This window comes from Vibrio sp. SCSIO 43155 (assembly GCF_023716605.1).
Classification (GTDB): Bacteria; Pseudomonadota; Gammaproteobacteria; order Enterobacterales; family Vibrionaceae; genus Vibrio; species Vibrio harveyi.
This window is the reverse complement of record NZ_CP071853.1, coordinates 1,698,995-1,716,781: the sequence shown is the minus strand read 5'-3', so window position 1 is coordinate 1,716,781 and position 17,787 is coordinate 1,698,995. Positions and strand designations below refer to the sequence as shown.

22 protein-coding genes are annotated in these 17,787 nt (G+C 45.7%); 11 read left to right on the top strand and 11 right to left on the bottom strand.

Translation table 11 applies throughout. From position 1 onward, the window contains the following. The first annotated feature begins 242 nt into the window (after positions 1-242). Positions 243-1,091, top strand: coding sequence for a pirin family protein (locus J4N44_RS24530; protein WP_005452677.1), 849 nt, complete (start codon positions 243-245; stop codon positions 1,089-1,091). Positions 1,092-1,302: 211 nt separating this feature from the next. Here the strand turns inward: J4N44_RS24530 and J4N44_RS24525 are convergent, their stop codons facing one another. Next, positions 1,303-2,151: a patatin-like phospholipase family protein gene (locus J4N44_RS24525; RefSeq protein WP_005452674.1), complete on the bottom strand. Its 849-nt coding sequence runs from the start codon at positions 2,149-2,151 to the stop codon at positions 1,303-1,305. Positions 2,152-2,329: 178 nt separating this feature from the next. Here J4N44_RS24525 and J4N44_RS24520 point away from each other — a divergent pair, with 178 nt between their 5' ends. From J4N44_RS24520 to J4N44_RS24490, 7 genes are all read left to right on the top strand, one after another. Further along, positions 2,330-2,788, top strand: a complete 459-nt coding sequence (locus J4N44_RS24520) for a Fur family transcriptional regulator (protein ID WP_252045344.1) — start codon at positions 2,330-2,332, stop codon at positions 2,786-2,788. Between the two features lie 101 nt (positions 2,789-2,889). Continuing rightward, positions 2,890-4,224: a dihydroorotase gene (locus J4N44_RS24515; protein ID WP_252045343.1), complete on the top strand. Its 1,335-nt coding sequence runs from the start codon at positions 2,890-2,892 to the stop codon at positions 4,222-4,224. Positions 4,225-4,372: 148 nt separating this feature from the next. Beyond that, complete coding sequence (locus J4N44_RS24510; protein ID WP_005426373.1) at positions 4,373-4,933, top strand: LbetaH domain-containing protein; 561 nt, start codon at positions 4,373-4,375, stop codon at positions 4,931-4,933. Next, a complete protein-coding gene (locus tag J4N44_RS24505) occupies positions 4,923-5,924 on the top strand; it encodes a CobW family GTP-binding protein (protein ID WP_252045342.1) in 1,002 nt (333 codons plus the stop codon). Before J4N44_RS24510 ends, J4N44_RS24505 begins: the two co-directional genes overlap by 11 nt. Positions 5,925-6,070: 146 nt before the next feature. Next, the gene (locus J4N44_RS24500) at positions 6,071-6,634 is read left to right on the top strand and encodes an HD domain-containing protein (RefSeq protein WP_005452659.1); all 564 of its coding nucleotides are present in this window, start codon (positions 6,071-6,073) and stop codon (positions 6,632-6,634) included. A gap of 488 nt (positions 6,635-7,122) precedes the next feature. Then, on the top strand, positions 7,123-8,037 hold the full coding sequence (gene dmeF / locus J4N44_RS24495) for a CDF family Co(II)/Ni(II) efflux transporter DmeF (RefSeq protein WP_045486539.1): 915 nt from the start codon (positions 7,123-7,125) through the stop codon (positions 8,035-8,037). Next, complete coding sequence (locus J4N44_RS24490; protein ID WP_009697065.1) at positions 8,037-8,453, top strand: MarR family winged helix-turn-helix transcriptional regulator; 417 nt, start codon at positions 8,037-8,039, stop codon at positions 8,451-8,453. Before dmeF ends, J4N44_RS24490 begins: the two co-directional genes overlap by 1 nt. 76 nt (positions 8,454-8,529) lie before the next feature. Here J4N44_RS24490 and J4N44_RS28175 read toward each other — a convergent pair whose 3' ends face one another. The 8 genes from J4N44_RS28175 to ugpB form a co-directional block, all read right to left on the bottom strand. Then, positions 8,530-8,658, bottom strand: coding sequence for a hypothetical protein (locus J4N44_RS28175; protein ID WP_005452653.1), 129 nt, complete (start codon positions 8,656-8,658; stop codon positions 8,530-8,532). Beyond that, on the bottom strand, positions 8,658-8,786 hold the full coding sequence (locus J4N44_RS28170) for a hypothetical protein (RefSeq protein ID WP_005426337.1): 129 nt from the start codon (positions 8,784-8,786) through the stop codon (positions 8,658-8,660). The genes J4N44_RS28175 and J4N44_RS28170 overlap by 1 nt, the downstream gene beginning before the upstream one ends. An 88-nt stretch (positions 8,787-8,874) precedes the next feature. Further along, positions 8,875-9,210, bottom strand: a complete 336-nt coding sequence (locus J4N44_RS24485; RefSeq protein WP_005452650.1) for a hypothetical protein — start codon at positions 9,208-9,210, stop codon at positions 8,875-8,877. Between the two features lie 475 nt (positions 9,211-9,685). Then, entirely contained in the window at positions 9,686-10,495 is an 810-nt protein-coding gene (locus J4N44_RS24480; RefSeq protein WP_252045341.1) for an HAD-IIB family hydrolase, read from the bottom strand. After that, positions 10,488-11,645 (bottom strand): sn-glycerol-3-phosphate import ATP-binding protein UgpC, encoded by a 1,158-nt coding sequence (locus J4N44_RS24475; protein WP_050908611.1) that lies wholly within the window; start codon positions 11,643-11,645, stop codon positions 10,488-10,490. Before J4N44_RS24475 ends, J4N44_RS24480 begins: the two co-directional genes overlap by 8 nt. Beyond that, the gene (gene ugpE, locus J4N44_RS24470) at positions 11,646-12,494 is read right to left on the bottom strand and encodes a sn-glycerol-3-phosphate ABC transporter permease UgpE (protein ID WP_009697068.1); all 849 of its coding nucleotides are present in this window, start codon (positions 12,492-12,494) and stop codon (positions 11,646-11,648) included. Continuing rightward, a complete protein-coding gene (gene ugpA / locus J4N44_RS24465) occupies positions 12,494-13,375 on the bottom strand; it encodes a sn-glycerol-3-phosphate ABC transporter permease UgpA (protein WP_005452642.1) in 882 nt (293 codons plus the stop codon). The genes ugpE and ugpA overlap by 1 nt, the downstream gene beginning before the upstream one ends. A gap of 127 nt (positions 13,376-13,502) precedes the next feature. Continuing rightward, positions 13,503-14,810, bottom strand: a complete 1,308-nt coding sequence (gene ugpB, locus J4N44_RS24460) for a sn-glycerol-3-phosphate ABC transporter substrate-binding protein UgpB (RefSeq protein WP_252045340.1) — start codon at positions 14,808-14,810, stop codon at positions 13,503-13,505. Between the two features lie 230 nt (positions 14,811-15,040). On the opposite strand from ugpB, the gene J4N44_RS24455 reads away from it, so the two are divergent. From J4N44_RS24455 to J4N44_RS24445, 3 genes are all read left to right on the top strand, one after another. Beyond that, complete coding sequence (locus J4N44_RS24455) at positions 15,041-15,793, top strand: glycerophosphoryl diester phosphodiesterase (protein ID WP_045486555.1); 753 nt, start codon at positions 15,041-15,043, stop codon at positions 15,791-15,793. Further along, a complete protein-coding gene (locus J4N44_RS24450) occupies positions 15,786-16,538 on the top strand; it encodes a DeoR/GlpR family DNA-binding transcription regulator (protein ID WP_005452636.1) in 753 nt (250 codons plus the stop codon). Before J4N44_RS24455 ends, J4N44_RS24450 begins: the two co-directional genes overlap by 8 nt. A gap of 119 nt (positions 16,539-16,657) precedes the next feature. Beyond that, positions 16,658-16,876, top strand: a complete 219-nt coding sequence (locus J4N44_RS24445) for a hypothetical protein (protein WP_009703435.1) — start codon at positions 16,658-16,660, stop codon at positions 16,874-16,876. Positions 16,877-16,941: 65 nt separating this feature from the next. Here the strand turns inward: J4N44_RS24445 and J4N44_RS24440 are convergent, their stop codons facing one another. Further along, positions 16,942-17,367 (bottom strand): universal stress protein, encoded by a 426-nt coding sequence (locus J4N44_RS24440; protein WP_005439056.1) that lies wholly within the window; start codon positions 17,365-17,367, stop codon positions 16,942-16,944. Between the two features lie 155 nt (positions 17,368-17,522). Next, positions 17,523-17,774 carry a DUF6482 family protein gene (locus J4N44_RS24435; RefSeq protein ID WP_033005935.1) on the bottom strand — a complete coding sequence of 84 codons (252 nt, stop codon included), beginning with the start codon at positions 17,772-17,774 and terminating at the stop codon, positions 17,523-17,525. Between the last annotated feature and the right edge of the window lie 13 nt (positions 17,775-17,787).

The window sequence follows — 17,787 nt, the reverse complement described above, 5'->3', positions numbered from 1 at the left end:
TTTACGCAGGAGTCTGAATCAAGGATTCAGGGTGTTACTGAGAGGGAACTTAAACTAAATGTAGCATTAACAGCTCTTTTCTAGAGCCAGCCGCCACTATACAGGGTGTTTAAAAAATAGCTACATTTATTTTTCAAATTCTTTTCGTTCGAAAAAACTGATGGAGTAGAACAATTTCATCCCCTCATGATTTGGCATCCCCCTTCCTACAATGAGTCCATACCAATAAGGGAGGCAATATTATGAGCACAGTGAGAGAGATTCGTCAGATCATTCCATCGCATGCAACCGCAGATGGTGATGGGGTTAAAATTCGTCGCGTAGCCGGATTCAATAACACGAGCTTTTCACCATTCTTGATGGTCGATGAGCTTAAATCAGACCAACGTGCAGATTATGTGGGTGGTTTCCCTCCACATCCACATCGGGGCATTGAAACACTAACTTATATGCTCACCGGTCATTTCCAACATCGGGACCATATGGACAACATTGGTGAGCTTCGTTCTGGCGGTGCGCAATGGATGGCTGCTGGTCGTGGTGTGATTCACAGTGAAATGCCAATCATGGAAGACGGCGAGCTGCACGGTTTCCAAATTTGGATTAACCAACCTGCACGAGACAAGATGTCTCCGGCGCAATATCACGACTTCCAACCGGAAACTATTACCGAACATCGCGCAGAGTCCCATGGTTTGGTTCGTGTTATTTCTGGCGAGTTAAGCATCGGCGATGAGGTTGTCAAAGGACCGCTAAGTAAAACGGGTGTACCAGTGACGGTTGCTGATTGGCAATCGCATCCAGGTGCGACAATGACATTAATGACACCGAAACATCACAATATGATGACCTATGCTTATAAAGGAAGTATTAAGGTGGGCGAGCGCGTGGTCATGCAAGGTGAGATGGCACTGCTTTCGCAAGGTGAGTGGGTAGAGCTGCAAGCCAATGACGCTAGCGGAGTACTGCTCTTTATTGGCGAACCGATTAATGAACCTGTTGTGCATTATGGTCCATTTGTGATGAACAGCATCGACGAAATTGAACAAGCGATTCAAGACTACAATTCTGGTGTATTTGAAACTTATTAAGGCACCCAATACCGTTGCTTGGCACCAAGTCTTGACGCCAACTCTTGGAGTTACAGTTCGAGAGAAAAACACTAAGTGATTTGGAGTCCGTTTATTGGGCTCATACGCAAGCAAAGACGATATCCACTGCCATCGAATTTGCATCAGCCACACCAATTGGGTGTGGCTTTTTTTGTCTTTCACGAGGGCAGTGAGCTTTTTTGTACTCTGTTTAGCTTTGCTCCCAGCGCTCAATGGCTTGTGGACCACATTCCACACCCAGCTCATAAGCTTGACGTAAAGGTTCTGGCGAGCGGCTTAAACGCTTTAACTTAAAGCCTTCTGGTGGACAGATTTGGATGATCTCAACGCCAACTGGCGGGTTCTCTATCAGTTCCAGACTCTGGTTGTAACGAATATGGCGCGTGAGCATTGGCTCGATTAACGCTGGATGATCTTTCAGTAAACGTGAAGTTAGCTTTTCAAACTTAGGCTTGGATTTGCGATAGCTGGCAGGGCGGCTTCGTAGCACCATGATTTTGGTTGCACCGCGTTTGATGGCTTCGGCAATAGGGATTGCATCCGCTACACCACCATCCACATACCTTACGCCATCTAATGGCACACCATTGCGGTACATGATTGGTAAGGCGCTGCTGGCTTTCATGGTTTCCGCCAACATTTCTACGGAAGGTGTTAGGTATTCTGGTTGTCCGTTGTCTTGTCGTGTGACACCTAAAAAGAATGGTCGAGGATCGGCAGAGAGTACGGCTCGATCAATGCCCAACTCTTTAAGCGTGACGTCCCACATCCAATCTAAATCCATCATATCGCCACCGCGTACGAGTTGAGTGGGGGAGATAAATTCTTTTCGTAGACTGTAGTCGAGATAGATTTTGAGGTTTCTGCCCGGCATTTTAGCAAGGTAAGCCGCTAAGTTACTTGCGCCCGCCGAGACACCCCAAAAGCTGTCAAAAGGGGAGAAATCTTGTGCCATAAAGTGATCGAGTATGCCGCAGGAGAACACCCCACGCATCGCGCCGCCTTCTACAATCAACGCTCGAGAGCCAACATGTTCCATCCTAGCCATCCGTTTCGATTATTCTGATTTGGATACGAACTAATTAGAGTAACGGATCTAATGCGTATACCCAAGTCGCGTTCACTTTGACCTTACCTTGATGAATCTATTTTTTATGTTATAACATAACAATAACCTAAATTATTATAAGGTAGCGTGTGTCTTGTGTGAGGTGAAAGTGAGCGATATTGACGCCATTATTAAGCATGTAGAGGTGAGCTTTAAAGCTCAAGGAAAGCAATTAACTTCCAAGAGAAAACTGGTGTTGAAAGCGTTGGTCCATGCCGATAGAGCCTTGTCAGCTTATGAGTTGGTGGATTATTGCAAAGCCCATTTTGAACAAAATATTCAGGCAATGTCGGTGTATCGAATCTTGGATTTTCTTGAAGGTGAGCACTTGGCTCACAAGCTTAAAGTTTCTAATAAATACATCGTCTGCTCCCATATCCTCTGCGAACACGAACATGGCGTTCCTCAATTTCTCATCTGCTCCAAATGCAACAAAATTAGCGAGCAAACCATCGACCCAAACTTGATTCACGGTCTGCAATCCCATGCAAAAGAAGAAGGCTTCACCGTTGTCAGCCCTCAACTAGAGATCAATTGTGTTTGTGATGACTGTGCGAAATCCCAGTAAGTGTTTTTGAGTGTCCACTTATTGTCGTCTTCATCACTGCCACTTTACGACGTTTATCCTTTCCCATTATTAGCATCATCAGCAAGGAGTTCTGAACCGCTATGCCTGCAACACTGATTAAAAACGCCCTTGTCGTCAACGAAGGAACCATTACCGAGACCGATTTACGAATTGTCGATCAGCGAATTGAAGCTATCTCGACCGATATCGCCTCAAAACCGGAAGACACGGTGATTGATGCTAAAGGGTGTCATCTAATCCCCGGTATGATAGACGACCAAGTACACTTTCGTGAGCCGGGTTTAACGCACAAAGGTTCGATTGCAACAGAATCCCGTGCAGCGGTTGCAGGTGGTATCACAAGCTATATGGAAATGCCGAACGTAAACCCTGCCACGACGACCATCGAAGCGTTAGAAAGCAAATTCTCCATTGCCGAGCAGAGCTCCCTCGCGAACTACTCTTTCTATCTTGGTGCGACCGAAGACAACCTTGAGCAAATCAAACAGCTTGATCCAAAGAGACATTGTGGCGTGAAAGTGTTTATGGGGGCTTCGACGGGGGATTTGTTGGTGGAAGCACCTCAAGCCTTGGAGGAAATTTTCCGTGATTCACCAGTGCTCATCGTAACGCACTGTGAAAGTGGACCTGTGATTGCGCAAAACAAACAGCGACTACTCAAAGAGAAGTCGGAATTCACCATTGAAGATCATCCGATACTGCGTGATGACGAAGCGTGTTATGCGTCCTCTTCTTATGCGGTAGAACTGGCTAAGAAGTACAACAGTCAGTTGCATGTTCTGCACATCACAACGGCAAAAGAGTTAGCACTGTTTGATGCAGGTCCAATCGAGAACAAAAACATTACCGCTGAAGCTTGCGTTCATCACCTGTGGTTTAGCAATGAAGATTACGCAGAGCGTGGTAACCAAATCAAATGTAACCCAGCGGTGAAATACCCAAGTGACCGTGAGGCTATTCTAAAAGCACTTAATACAGGTCAAATTGACATTATCGCGACAGACCACGCCCCCCACACGTGGGAAGAAAAACAGGTGCCTTACGAACAAGCGCCAGCGGGGTTACCTTTGGTACAGCACGCACTATTGTCTTTATTTGATCAAGTCGCTCGCGGACATATGACGATGGAGCAAGTGGTTCAAAAGACGGCACATAACCCAGCCATCCGCTACGGTATTGAGCAACGTGGCTTTATCCGTGAAGGGTATTTCGCTGATTTGGTGCTGGTGGATACAAAAATGCCGACCTTAGTCACCAATGACAATAGCTTGTACCACTGTGGTTGGTCGCCTTTTGCTGGCCATCAGTTCTCCTCACAAATCAAGAAAACTTGGGTCAACGGTGGGTTGGTGTATGTCGACCAACAAGTCGATGAGCAGGCAGCACATGCTATGCGATTGGTATTTGATCGCTAAGACTCACGTTTTTCAAAAACTTAGATTATTTGAAAGCTCAGTTTATTTTCGAAAGCTTACATTTATCCGCTTTCCTCGAGCTTTATTTGTAGAAGTATAGTTGTCGTAACTTGAGTGTCTTTTCGGCACCAAATAAAGAGAATTCAATATGTTAAGAAGAAATCCCACAGGTCACATGCCCGAAGTGTCGGAAACAGCCTTCATCGATCCGACGGCAATCATCTGTGGCAAAGTGATCATTGAAGATAACGTTTTTATTGGTCCTTACGCGGTGATTCGTGCTGATGAGGTGAACGAGCAAGGCGATATGGAAGCCATTGTCATCAAGCGTGATACCAACATTCAAGATGGCGTGGTCATTCACTCAAAGGCAGGCGCTGCCGTGACCATTGGTGAGCGCTCTTCCATTGCACACCGATCAATTATTCATGGTCCGTGTGAAGTTAGCGATGATGTGTTCATTGGTTTTAACTCGGTGGTGTTTAATGCTGTGATTGGGAAGGGTTGTGTTATTCGCCATAACTGTGTGGTAGATGGTCTAGACTTGCCAGAGAATTTCCATGTTCCGCCAATGACGAATATTGGTGCTGACTTTGATTTGAATAGCATCTCGAAAGTGCCACCTGAGTACTCGGCGTTTTCAGAGTCTGTGGTTTCAGCAAACCACGAACTGGTGCAAGGTTACAGGAGAATTGCCAATGAGCTCTGAGAGCCAACCCATACTTGGTGTTCCTACCAACATCATTACGGGGTTTCTTGGTGTAGGAAAGACCTCAGCGATTTTGAATTTAATGGCGAATAAGCCAGAGAACGAGCGCTGGGCGGTATTAGTGAATGAGTTTGGTGAAATCGGCGTTGATGGTAGCTTGGTTCAGGGGCAACAAAGCGAAGAGCAACAAGTGTTTATTCGCGAAGTACCCGGCGGCTGCATGTGCTGCGCGGCGGGGTTGCCAATGCAAATCGCCTTAAACCAACTGCTTAATGAAGCAAAGCCAGACCGTCTGCTGATTGAGCCTACTGGGCTTGGCCACCCGAAAGAAGTGCTGCAAGTGTTGTCGACAGATCATTATCGCCAAGTGCTTTCGCTACAAAAGAACATCACTTTGGTCGACGCGCGTAAGCTTGCGGATGAGCGCTATACACAGCATGACACGTTCAACCAACAAATTGCGATTGCCGATACAGTGGTGGGTAACAAGCTCGATTTGTATCAAGAGGGAGACACCCAGAAGCTAGAAGCTTACGTGGCGCAAGTTGGGCGCCCAAATACCAAAGTGGTTTTTGCTCAGCATGGTGTGATTCCGTTTGCCGAATTTGAAGGTGAGACCACCATTCATGAACATCCCCCGCATCACCACCATCATGCGAGTGACAAGCCTTTGGCTTCAGACATGCCAATGCCTGAGAGTGGTATGCTCAAAGCGACCAATTCAGGCGAAGGTTTCCAGAGTGTCGGTTGGCGCTTTTCACCTGAGAAAGTGTTCGATCGCCGCAAGCTGATTCCTCTGTTGGTTGAGCTGGAAGTGGAGCGCATGAAAGCGGTGTTTATTACTGGTGATGGCATTTATGGCTACAACCTAACGCCAGATGGGCTACAGGAAGTGGAGTTGGATGACTGTGCTGAAAGCCGAATTGAACTGATTGCAGACAGCATTGATGAGCACTTTGAAGCCAAACTGTTTTCTTGCGAATTGGCGTGATCTATAGGCTCAGGCATTCTCAATATGAGTGTCTGAGTCTTCTTCTATGTTTCTAATCACTTCCTGTTTTCTCCCTGTCGTTTGTGCTTTTCCGATTCAGCCCGATCCGTTACTCTTCTTGAAAACATTGAAACATGAGCACTGATATGATCGACAAGCTACCTGGCATTCTTACTTTTTTGCGCGAGGCTGAGCAGCTCAAAAGCACCTTACGCACCGCATGGACGTCTTCTGGTCGCCATGAAAGTACTGCTGAGCACACGTGGCGATTATGCTTACTTGCCATGCTGGTAGCAGAACATTATCCACATTTGGATAGCTTGAAAGTGCTAAAACTCTGTGTTGTTCATGACTTGGCAGAAGCGGTCAGCGGTGACATTTCGGCGTTGGAGCAACACGATGGGCTGGATAAAAGCGCACTAGAACTGGCGGATTTGAAGCAACTCATCGCTCCGTTAGACGCTTCTCTGCAAAAGGATCTGCTGGAGCTATGGTTGGAATACGACAGTGCTACTACCGCAGAAGCTCGACTCACCAAAGCGTTGGATAAATTGGAAACCATTCTGCAGCACACTCAAGGTGATAACCCTGCCGATTTCAATTACGCCTTTAATCTGGAATACGGCAAAAAGCACACGGACTTTGATGATCTGACCAAAGCGCTTCGAGCGATCATCGATGAAGATACCCGTCGATTAGCTGAACGCTAGTTCTCTCGCTCAACTTAAAAACATCACTTTCTGCAAAATCACTTAGGCTTCTCTGGTGAACCTATACCCAAGTAACCTCGAGATGCTAGGTTCAGCGAGACTGACTTGGTTTGTAGACGCGGCGGCGATTTAAAGGTTTAGTGGGTCTAAATCAAGAATCGGCAACAAAGTATACAAGCCAAGGCAGCTCGCCCTTTGGGAGCGTGTCATTGACCCGATTGCTGCGTCAAACAACTTGGAAAGAGCTGGCTATTACGCTGTGTTGTTTTCCTTGAACTCGAATCAATGACAACGCTCTGAATCCTGCATCTTGAAGTCACTTGGGTATAAGTGCTTTAGCTCGTTTGTGTTTTTTATACTGAGTAAGACTCTTTTTAAAACTTCCCTTTGATCAAATTCCCTTCCTAGGTTGACATTGTTTGATAGTCAAACTAAATTAAAATCAAATAATTTGATAATCAAACTAAAATTGGAAGGTAAGTGTCGCAATGGCTGTATCGCAACATTCACATGATTTCGTTTCTCACAACCAAAAGGGTGAAAAACGCACGCTCTACGTATTGATCCTAACCGTGACCACCATGGTGGTGGAGATTGCTGCAGGGACCATGTTTGGTTCAATGGCATTGCTCGCAGATGGTTGGCATATGGGTACACACGCAGCGGCATTTTGTATCACCTTGTTTGCTTACCGCTACGCGAAACAAAATGCCCATAATGACCGCTTCTCATTTGGTACGGGTAAGGTGAGTGTGCTCGGCGGTTTTACCAGTGCCATTGCGTTGGGGATTGTGGCATTGATGATGATGGTCGAGTCGATTCATCGTCTCTTCAACCCAGAAAGCATTCAGTTTAACGAAGCTATTATGGTGGCGGTGATTGGTTTAGTGGTGAACCTTGCGAGCATGCTGCTTCTGCAAGATCACCATCATCATGGGCATGACCATCATGATCACCATTCTCACGATCATGAGCACGAACATCATCACGACCACAACCTAACTGCTGCGTACTTCCACGTGTTAGCGGATACGCTGACCTCTCTACTTGCGATTGTCGCGTTGATTGTCGGTAAGTTTTACGGCTGGGTTTGGTTAGATGCCATGATGGGGATTGTTGGTGCCGTTGTGATTGGTAAGTGGACCTTGGGTTTAATGAAACAAACCGCACCAGTCTTGTTGGATGAGAGCATCAGCAAGTCATACCGAGATGAGATTACTGAAACACTTACTCCTTATGCCGAGATTGTTGATTTACACATCTGGAAGGTGAGTGGTCATCATTATTCTGCGGCTATCGCGCTTAAAAATCATAGCAACAAAACGCTGGATGAATTTAAGCAATTATTGAGTAAATTTGATAAGATTCACCACCTAACTTTGGAAGTTCAAACGACTGAGTGATGCGCGAATTAGAAAAGCTGAATCAAACGCTTACCGAGTTCTATGACAAAATGTCTTCTTGGGAGCAATCTGTAGTAAAAGGCACGGGTTACTCACTGGCTCAAATCCACACGATTGAAGTACTGGGTGGGCATGGTGCGTTGCGTATGAAAGAACTGGCGGAAAAGCTTGGGATTACGACAGGCACGTTAACGGTTCAAATTGAGAAACTGGTGAAAGCGGAGCTTATTGAGCGCTGTCCGCATCCAGAAGATCGTCGCGCTATCGTAGTAAAGCTTACGCCAGCGGGTGAAGAGATTCACCGTCATCACAATCAGCTGCATTTAGATTTGGTTCAAGACTTAACGCGCAATATCGAACCTGAGCATCAAGCGATCTTGTTTGCTTGCTTACAGAAGATGAATAAAGAGTTCTGATTGCGCTTTTCGTTTCTCAACTCAAATATTGAGTCTCAAACAGCAAAAAAGTAGAGCACCGAAGTGCTCTACTTTTTTATAAGCTCGATAGAATTTGTTCGATTGGCAGTTGTGTGAACGCATACGTAATGCCAACACAGAATGCAGCACCGGTAACGCCAATACCGACAGTCGTTGCGAGTAGCAGAAGGGTAATCTTAGGCATCAGAGATTAAACTCCTTCTTAAAGGTTGGGTAAATGACACCATTCGCTTCTTGATAGGATTTAAAGCCATAACCAAACGCAAATGCTGCCACCACAATGGCAAATGCCGCAATGTTTCTTCCTTTCATCCTTAAACTCTCAACTGTTTGTATTGAACAAAGGTAATAAACACCCTGCCAATAGTTTATCTATTGCTTATTTAATTCGGTTATTCAATTACTGGGTAAAACACACGAACAGTACCCATGCTGTTGTTAGCACAAGTAACGGAGTGAACACTTTCTGAATTGAAGCGCCATCGGTTAGGTCATAAATCACGATCGATTCTTTATAGAATGCGCGTTTGAATGAACCAAAGCTGATTTCATTTTTAACGTCAGATTGCTCATAGTGATGACGAGCAGAGTCTGCCATTTGAGACTCTAGATCTTGCATCTCGTATTCTTTGTTAAAAAATGCATCCCACGCCGAAATACGTGCAATAGTTTTTGGCGAACGATTGCCCTTCAGTTTTTCTAGACGCTTAGCGTATGCAGCTTGATATTTATCCACGATGATTTCCTACATGAATAGACTGTAATGCAGAACACAGCTTTAAATGCTCTGCGCAGTGGTTGTAAAAATTTGAAAATGGGAATCAAAAGGGAATTTTTACATCAGTAGGAAAGTTGTCAGATGAAGAAGTACGGCATTTGATTGTTAAAGAGCGTAAGGAATGTCATCCCTTGTGCTGCGGATAATATGGGCTGCTTTTGAATGCGACAAACAAAAATAATTAGTTAGGACAACAATCAATTTTTGTTGCGGATTGCTTCGTTCTGAGCATGGTAAGTAGTAAGAAATGAAAAAACGCCATATATAGCAAGGGATTGAGAGCAAATTAGTAACGAGAGTTTTTTGAACGTTTTTGGTAGATAACAAAACGATAATTGCGAATGATAAATAGAGATTTTATGTATCAGAGACAAAAATAATGTCCATTCACCGACTTAAGAAAAGCGGAAGGGCGAATGGACATGCTGTTGAATTACAGGCTTTTTGCGTGAATGATCAAGCTTGCCAATTGAGCAAACCCGTAGCCGCCGTTCTCTTGTGTGACATAGTTAGGTTGATGGTTCAGTTTCGCTAATAAAGGGCGAATGTTGTTCACGCCAAAGGTCATTGGCAACCACTCAAACATGCCTTCATCATTGAGTGAATCTCCCACATACGTGATGCGCTCTAAGCTCGGTAATTCGCCGTTATTGAACTGCCTAATGTACGCTTCACCACTTGTACGCTTGCTGTGACTACCGACCCAAGCATTGATGTGAATCGAACTCAATGTTGCATTGACGGGATTAGACTCCACATTCAAATTCATAATGTGGTTAAGAATTTCCATTGTCGTGGAAGGGGAAACAGGCGTTCTATCTTGCGCTATGTTCACCGCAACGTCACAGTAGCGAAAACTCTGATCTTGGCTGAACTCGACATTGGGATAGCCTGCCAAAATGCCGGTAATACTTTCTTGTAATGCGCGTTGTTCTTTGCGCATTGCTTCGGCTGGGCGAGCAAAGGTGGTGTGGAATCCTGCCGCGTCTTTTCTCATCCAAAACGCGCCATTTTCACCAATCACACCATGCAGTGACCACATCTTTGCCATTTGGTCACACCAACCGGCACATGCGCCTGTTACTGCCACCACTTTTACGCCCACATGCTCTAGCTCGGCTAACGCAATGAGTGTTTCAGGTGGCAGCTTGCCTTGCCAAGTCAATGTGTCATCCACGTCGGTTAGCAGCCATTCGATCTGTTTCAGACTCTCTAACTTGAGCTCTGATAACGGGTTAGGCATTCACCACTCCTTGCTTGTTTACTCTAGGGTTGATTGCTTGAGTTTCGTCACTGACGCCTTGCAGTGATACCGCGGAAGCCAGTGTACTCTCGATACGCTTTTCTGTGTTGGCATCAAATAGATGAACATGTTTTGGCTTTATGTCTAGACCAAGCTTGTCGCCAATTTGAATTGGCGTATGTCCCTCTACACGAACAACAAGCTTTTGTGAGTCACCACCTTCTGTGCGGCAGTAAAGCAACAGATCGGCACCGAGCGATTCAATCAATTCGACTTCTACTTGCAACCATGGGTTATCTTGGCTGATTTGTAAATGCTCTGGACGAAGTCCTAGCTTTATTTCGCCAAGAGCCAAGTTTGCTGTGGAGACAGGAAGCAGCGCGTCACCGATAGTGATGCCGTCAACGCTAACATTGCCATCTAAGATGTTCATGGATGGTGAACCAATAAAGGTCGCGACGAACAAAGATGCAGGGTTGTCGTATATCTCTAGCGGTGTGCCAACTTGTTCGACATTACCTTTGTTCAAAACAACAAGTTTGTCCGCCAGCGTCATTGCTTCAACTTGGTCGTGGGTAACGTAAACCGATGTCGTCCCGAGGCGACGCTGAAGCTTCTTGATTTCCAAACGCATTTGAACACGCAGTTTGGCGTCTAGATTGGACAATGGCTCGTCAAACAGAAACACCTTTGGTTCACGTACAATTGCGCGCCCCATCGCCACACGTTGACGTTGTCCGCCAGAAAGCTGTCCTGGTTTGCGGTCGAGTAGGTGATCCAACTCCAGCATCTTTGCCGCTTCGTGAACCAATCGTTCGATTTCCGCTTTCGGTGTTCTGCGGTTGCGCAGACCGTAAGCCATGTTGTTGTACACCGTCATGTGTGGGTACAAGGCGTAGTTCTGGAATACCATGGCAATGTCTCGCTCGCCAGGTTCGAGATCGTTGACGGTTGTGGTGTCGATCTTAAGCTCTCCTGAGCTGATTTCCTCTAGCCCTGCAATCATGCGAAGTAAGGTGGATTTACCGCAACCACTCGGGCCAACCAACACGACCATTTCGCCGTCGCAGATATTGAGATTAAGTTTTTGGATCGCCTGATAGCCGTTCGGATAACATTTAGCGATATTAGAAAGAGTTAACGTGGACATTTATTTCTCCGAATCTACCAGACCTTTAACAAAGGCTTTTTGCATTGCAATTACCACAATCACGGGTGGCAACATGGCGATAATGGTGGTGGCCATAATTTTGTTCCATTCGATCACGCCATCAACCACTCCAAGCATCTGTTTAATGCCCATCACGATGGTGTAGTACTGCACGTCTGTGGTGATCAAAAGCGGCCACAAATATTGGTTCCAGCCGTAAATGAAGGTGATGACGAACAGTGCGGCGATGTTGGTGCGAGATAGAGGCAACAAGATATCGAAGAAGAACTTGATTGGTCCTGCGCCATCAATTCGCGCTGCTTCCACCAACTCATTTGGTACCGTTAAGAAGAACTGACGGAACAAGAAAGTAGCCGTTGCACTGGCGATCAATGGAATGGTTAAGCCGTAAAATGAGTTCAGCATGTTGAGGTTCGTAATCACCTCAAATGTCGGCATGATGCGCACTTCTACTGGTAACATAAGTGTGAAGAAGATCATCCAGAACGCCAGCATTCGTCCCGGAAAACGGAAGAACACCACTGCATACGCTGACAGAATGGAAATGCTCAACTTGCCGATGGTAATGCACATCGCCATGATGAAGGAGTTCAGCAGCATGTTGCCAATTGGCAAAGTATTGTTGTTGTATTGGGTGTCGTTACTCAACAAGTCAGTGAAAACGCTAAAGCCCAAATCGCCAAACCACAGCGGCGTACCAGTAGCGAACGCGCTGTTCTCATGTGTGGTTGCTACGATCGCAATCCAAACGGGAAGCGCAATCGAAATAATGCCAAGAATTAAAATGACATGACAAAACAGATTAAAAAACGGTCTTCTTTCTACCATTAGTACGCCACCTTCTTCTCAACATACTTAAATTGAATCACGGTTAGGGAAGCCACCAAGATCATCAGGATGACGGATTGCGCTGCTGATGAGCCTAAGTCCAGACCAATAAAACCATCGTTATAGACTTTATAAACCAAGGTGGAAGTGCTGTTACTCGGACCGCCTTGTGTCATCGCATGGATGATGGCGAAGGTATCGAAGAACGCGTAAACGAAGTTCACGACCAACAAAAAGAAACTGGTTGGTGAAATCAGCGGGAAGCTAATGGTGATAAAGCGTTTGATTGGACCACTGCCGTCAATGGCCGCGGCTTCGTGCAGAGACTTGGGTACTGATTGAAGCGCCGCAAGGAAGAACAGAAAGTTGTAGCTGATTTGCTTCCATGTCGAGGTGATGATCACCATCCACATAGCATGGGTGCCATTGAGCGTTGGATTCCAGTCTACGCCAAACAGATTCAACAGTTCGGTCATCACACCGATGGTTGGATCGAATAGAAATAGCCATAGTGAACCTGCGACAACCGGAGCCACCGCATAAGGCCAAATCAAGAAAGTGCGATACATGGTCGCGCCACGGATGATTTGCTCGGCAAAAGCGGAAAGGATCAGCGCACTGACCAGAGCAAGCACCGCAACGCTGATGCTAAATTGCAGCGTGGTCATTAACGAATCTAGGTAAAGTGGATCATGGAAGAGTGTTTCAAAGTTCTCTAAACCCACAAACTCACGGCTCATACCGAAAGCATCTTCAAGTTGTGAAGATTGGAAAATGGCTTGTCCTGCCGGCCAGATGAAGAACACCAAGGTGATCACCAACTGAGGCGCAATCAGCGCAACCGGAAGCCATTTGTGTTTAAAAACAACAGGTGAGGACATACAAATACCAAAATAAAACAGGCAAGGTGTGTAAACGAATTCCCCACCCATGATGGGCGGGGAGAGTGCATCTCTGAGTACCTACTTGAATAAGACTCGGTGCATCATTGTTCGTTATTAAGGTTCGTTACTTCTGTGTGCGCTCAAAGCGACGTAGCTGCTCGTCACCACGACGAACCGCATTATTTAGCGCAGCTTGTGCTGTTGCTTTTCCTGCCCAAACCGCTTCCAGCTCTTCGTTGATAATGTCGCGAGTTTGCAGGAAGTTACCAAAGCGAATGCCTTTCGAGTTTTCCGTTGGCTTTGTCGATGTCATTTGCAGAACGGCTGTGTCGGTGCCTGGGTTCTTAGTGTAGAAGCCTTGCTCTTTCGTTAGCTCATAAGCCGCTTTAGTGATTGGTAAGTAACCAGTGAATTGGTGCCAATCTGCTTGAACTTCAGGGCTTGAAAGGTAAGAGAAAAACTTCGCCACGCCTTTGTATTCTTCGCTTGAGTGACCACGAAGCACCCAAAGAGAGGCTCCTCCGATAATGGTGTTTTGTGGCTTAGATACTAGCTCTGAATCGTATGGCAATTGTGCTACGCCGATATCAATGCCTTTCATGTTCTCTTTGATGCCCGCCAGACCTGCGGAAGAGCCCATGGTCATTGCACACTCTTGGGTGTAAAACAGTGGCATACCATCAGACTGACGACCACCGTACTTAAAGATGCCTTCTTTCGACCATTTACCCATCTGTTCGATATGATGCACGAACGCTGAGTCATTGAACTTGAATTTTGTGTCTAAGCCAGCAAAGCCGTTGTTGTTATTGGCAACAGGAACGTTGTTACGCGCACCAAAGTTTTCGATTTGAGTCCATGATTGCCAGGTTGTGCTGAAACCACATTTCGCACCAGACGCCAGTAGTTTACGAGACACTTCTTCCATCTCTTTCCACGTCTTAGGTGGATTTACTACGCCTGCCTTCTTAAACATGTCTTTGTTGTAATAAAGCACAGGAGTGGAGCTGTTGAATGGCAGTGAAAGCATGTTGCCTTCATTGGTGGTGTAGTAACCCGTTACTGCCGCAAGATAATCATCTGGATTAAACGACTCTTTGGTGTCTTTCATCAATTGATAAACGGGATAAATCGCTTTATCTGCCCCCATCATTGTCGCCGTGCCCACTTCGAACACTTGCACGATAGCTGGTTGCTCTTTCGCTCTGAATGCGGCGATTGCACTGGTCATGGTTTCTGCGTAGCTGCCTTTGTAAACTGGCTTGATCTCGTATTCTGATTGGCTTGCGTTAAAGTCTGCGGCAATTTCGTTGACCTTTTTACCTAGTGCGCCACCCATTGCGTGCCACCACTCAACCTCTGTTTTTGCTTGTGCTTGCGTGCTGATGAATGCCGCTGCAATTGCAAGTCCGGCGAGGTGTTTAATAGCCATAATGATTCCTTTTCATAGATGATTTGAACAGGTTGTTCCCTTGCAGGTTTTCATTTTGATAATGAATCCACTTCAAAAAATTCAAATGAACATTAAATGAGCCAAATGACGTTCTAGTTACAGAAAAATGAACTTATTTGAGCATTATTTTCGTCACGATCTTGTAATTAAACCGTCATTGAGGGCTGAGATAGTTCATTTGAAAACAAATGAAAAAGACGGAATAAAAAATGACAATAACGGCACACCGTGGCTTATCCAGTTTGGCTCCAGAAAACACCTTATCGGCAATGCAACGCGCTATTGAGTTTGGCTGTGAATGGATTGAAATTGACGTTCAACTCTGCGCAGACAACATCCCTGTGGTTATCCATGACAAAACCGTAAACCGCTGCACAAATGGTCGCGGTAAAGTGAAAGAGCTGACTTGGCACGAGCTAAGGTTACTTGATGCTGGCTTATGGTTCGGAGATGACTTCGCTGGCGAGCATATCCCGAGCTTAGAAGAGACGCTTGAATTCACCGCAAAGGCTGGCGTGAAGCTCAATATTGAATTGAAGATCTACTCAGGCGATGAAATTGATTTGTTGTGTGAAAAGGTGGCACAGGTAATTGAGCGCTTGGATGTGGATACGGACATGATTCTGTTTTCTAGCTTTAATACGGAAGCTTTGGTGACGATGAGAAACTATCTGCCAGAAGTGAGAAGAGGACAGTTGTGGCAAGAGATTCCTGATGATTTTGCTATCGTGCTACAACACATTGATGCTTACAGCGTGCATTGTGATTACCGTTTCCTGACCGAATCGCAGGCTAAGCAAATCAAGCAGTTTGGCTACCAACTATTTTGTTATACACCGAACTTCCCTCAATTAGTTGAAGCGCATTGGCTGTGGGGTGTGGACATGATGATCACAGACACACCACAGAGTTATAAAGTTGAAGCGACTGCAGTCAGACGAGAAGCAGCATTGAATGAATAACCTCAACGTCCGTCAGCAAAGCATCATTGAACTGGTTCATCAGCAAGAATATTGTGCGATAGAAGAACTTGCTCAGCGCTTCGAAGTCACGACGCAAACCATTCGACGTGACATTAATCAGCTTTGCCAATTAGGACTGACCCGACGCCATCATGGTGGTGTCGGATTGCCTGCTACCTTGAGTAATCGCAGCTATGCTTCTCGCCAAGTCACCAATCAACAAGAAAAGCAGATCATTGCAGATGAAGTGGTCAAAGCCATCCCGAACGGCGCGACTTTGTTTTTGGGTATCGGTACTACCATCGCATTGATTGCAGAGCGTTTAGTCCACCACAGTGAGCTTCGCGTGGTGACGAATAACTTCGAAGCGGCGCACATTCTTTCTCATTTTGAGAACATTGAAACTTGGATTCCGGGTGGGCGTATTCGTACCAATGACCGCGATGTAGTAGATGGTGCGGCGGAGCACTTTTTCGCTCAGTTTTCCGCAGATATTGGCATTATCGGTTGCGCAGGTGTAACCGAAATCGCCGAACTTCATTCCGCGCAGATCAATCTTGGTAGCACTAAAGGTGATACTCATGCTTTTGCGATGGAACATGAGTTGCGAGAAGCCAGAGTGAGCCAAGCGATTTTAGCCAACTCAGAACAAAAGTGGCTGGTGGCGAACAGCAGCAAGTGGCAACGAAGAGCCAATACCAAGGTGGCGCCACTCAGTTATTTTGACCGCGTTTTCAGTAACTAAGCTTTTACTTTCCTTGTTTGTCTAGCCCTTAGGAAAATCCGTTACCTATTCAAGTTGGCATGGTGCTTTCTCATCGCGATTCGCTATGCTTAGATAATTGAAATTAAAGAGGTCATGTCATGTTTGAATCGGATAAAACCAAAGTGAAAAACTTGCTAATTGCAACGCGTTTTGGTGTCTCTGCCTCTGAAATGCCGACCATTATTGGTGTGAAGCAAGATAAAGCGCTCAAACTGATTAATGAGCTCAAACAAGAAGGGGAAGACATTCACTCGTTAGGGGAAGGGAATAACCCACAAGAGTTGGTGCTGTATTCGATTGGTGAAATAGAGCCTTAATTGAGCCAACAAGAAACTCAAAAAAGCCGCCCATCGTTGGCGGCTTTTGGGATGGTTCATTCACGCTATTCGTGAATTGGTACAACTAGAATATCAACCGGAGACTTGTTGATCAGATGTCTTGAGTAAGAAATGATCTTGCTCCAGAAGTCTTGATGGTGACCACAAATCAGCAGATCAACTTCTTGTTCTTTGATAGTCACTTCCAGTTTGTCCGCTAAATCACCAGTGCCTACGAAGAAGTGCTTCAATGGTTGCTCCATGTAATCGCTAAAGGACTTCAAGCACTCCATTGAATGTTCATTCAACGGTCTTTGGTCTGGGTTTGCTTTAATATCGACAAGCTCACGATAAATTTCGCCATGAGTACCATCGATATGAATAAAAGAAATCTCGGCACCGAGATAACTCGCCATAGATACCGCTCGGTCAATCAACACAGTACTCTCATCAGACAGTTCCAGTGCGACTAGGATATGTTTGTATTTCATAACCACGCCCTCTTGTGGAATACACTACCAATAGCATAGTACGCCTTTAACAAAAAATGTGTTGATAAGATCCCGAAATAGCTCAAAGTTTTGGCAAATTATCACCAACCTAAGAGCGAGAGGAAGCTGAGGGGAGGGCGAAAAAAGAGCCGGTACTAATACCAGCTCAATTCAATCTCTAATGGCATGTCACAGCGTATTCTTTCTCCACACATTTCGTCGGATGCGTTGAGGTGAACCAGTTTTGCAGAGGAGTATCCTTCTCCTCGAAAATGGTCCCTTGCCTCGCAAAGGCTGGCAAATTTGAGCGGGCTTTTGTGCTCGTTCAATATCAATGACTTTGTATGGTTTTCTACATTGTAAGCGAGGTAGATACCACCCTCGACCGATTCAATCAAAAGATTCATAGCCGTTTCCCAT

Excerpts from the sequence above, each read along its gene's own strand:
- J4N44_RS28170 (WP_005426337.1), bottom strand. The coding sequence starts at position 8,786 with ATGAAAGGAAGAAACATTGCGGCATTTGCCATTGTGGTGGCAGCATTT.
- J4N44_RS24450 (WP_005452636.1), top strand. The coding sequence starts at position 15,786 with ATGAATAACCTCAACGTCCGTCAGCAAAGCATCATTGAACTGGTTCAT.
- J4N44_RS24510 (WP_005426373.1), top strand. The coding sequence starts at position 4,373 with ATGTTAAGAAGAAATCCCACAGGTCACATGCCCGAAGTGTCGGAAACA.
- J4N44_RS24505 (WP_252045342.1), top strand. The coding sequence starts at position 4,923 with ATGAGCTCTGAGAGCCAACCCATACTTGGTGTTCCTACCAACATCATT.
- J4N44_RS24480 (WP_252045341.1), bottom strand. The coding sequence starts at position 10,495 with ATGCCTAACCCGTTATCAGAGCTCAAGTTAGAGAGTCTGAAACAGATC.
- J4N44_RS24490 (WP_009697065.1), top strand. The coding sequence starts at position 8,037 with ATGCGCGAATTAGAAAAGCTGAATCAAACGCTTACCGAGTTCTATGAC.
- J4N44_RS24435 (WP_033005935.1), bottom strand. The coding sequence starts at position 17,774 with ATGAATCTTTTGATTGAATCGGTCGAGGGTGGTATCTACCTCGCTTAC.
- J4N44_RS24515 (WP_252045343.1), top strand. The coding sequence starts at position 2,890 with ATGCCTGCAACACTGATTAAAAACGCCCTTGTCGTCAACGAAGGAACC.
- dmeF (WP_045486539.1), top strand. The coding sequence starts at position 7,123 with ATGGCTGTATCGCAACATTCACATGATTTCGTTTCTCACAACCAAAAG.
- ugpB (WP_252045340.1), bottom strand. The coding sequence starts at position 14,810 with ATGGCTATTAAACACCTCGCCGGACTTGCAATTGCAGCGGCATTCATC.
- J4N44_RS24445 (WP_009703435.1), top strand. The coding sequence starts at position 16,658 with ATGTTTGAATCGGATAAAACCAAAGTGAAAAACTTGCTAATTGCAACG.
- J4N44_RS24440 (WP_005439056.1), bottom strand. The coding sequence starts at position 17,367 with ATGAAATACAAACATATCCTAGTCGCACTGGAACTGTCTGATGAGAGT.
- J4N44_RS24500 (WP_005452659.1), top strand. The coding sequence starts at position 6,071 with ATGATCGACAAGCTACCTGGCATTCTTACTTTTTTGCGCGAGGCTGAG.
- J4N44_RS28175 (WP_005452653.1), bottom strand. The coding sequence starts at position 8,658 with ATGCCTAAGATTACCCTTCTGCTACTCGCAACGACTGTCGGTATTGGC.
- J4N44_RS24455 (WP_045486555.1), top strand. The coding sequence starts at position 15,041 with ATGACAATAACGGCACACCGTGGCTTATCCAGTTTGGCTCCAGAAAAC.
- J4N44_RS24475 (WP_050908611.1), bottom strand. The coding sequence starts at position 11,645 with ATGTCCACGTTAACTCTTTCTAATATCGCTAAATGTTATCCGAACGGC.
- ugpA (WP_005452642.1), bottom strand. The coding sequence starts at position 13,375 with ATGTCCTCACCTGTTGTTTTTAAACACAAATGGCTTCCGGTTGCGCTG.
- ugpE (WP_009697068.1), bottom strand. The coding sequence starts at position 12,494 with ATGGTAGAAAGAAGACCGTTTTTTAATCTGTTTTGTCATGTCATTTTA.
- J4N44_RS24530 (WP_005452677.1), top strand. The coding sequence starts at position 243 with ATGAGCACAGTGAGAGAGATTCGTCAGATCATTCCATCGCATGCAACC.
- J4N44_RS24525 (WP_005452674.1), bottom strand. The coding sequence starts at position 2,151 with ATGGAACATGTTGGCTCTCGAGCGTTGATTGTAGAAGGCGGCGCGATG.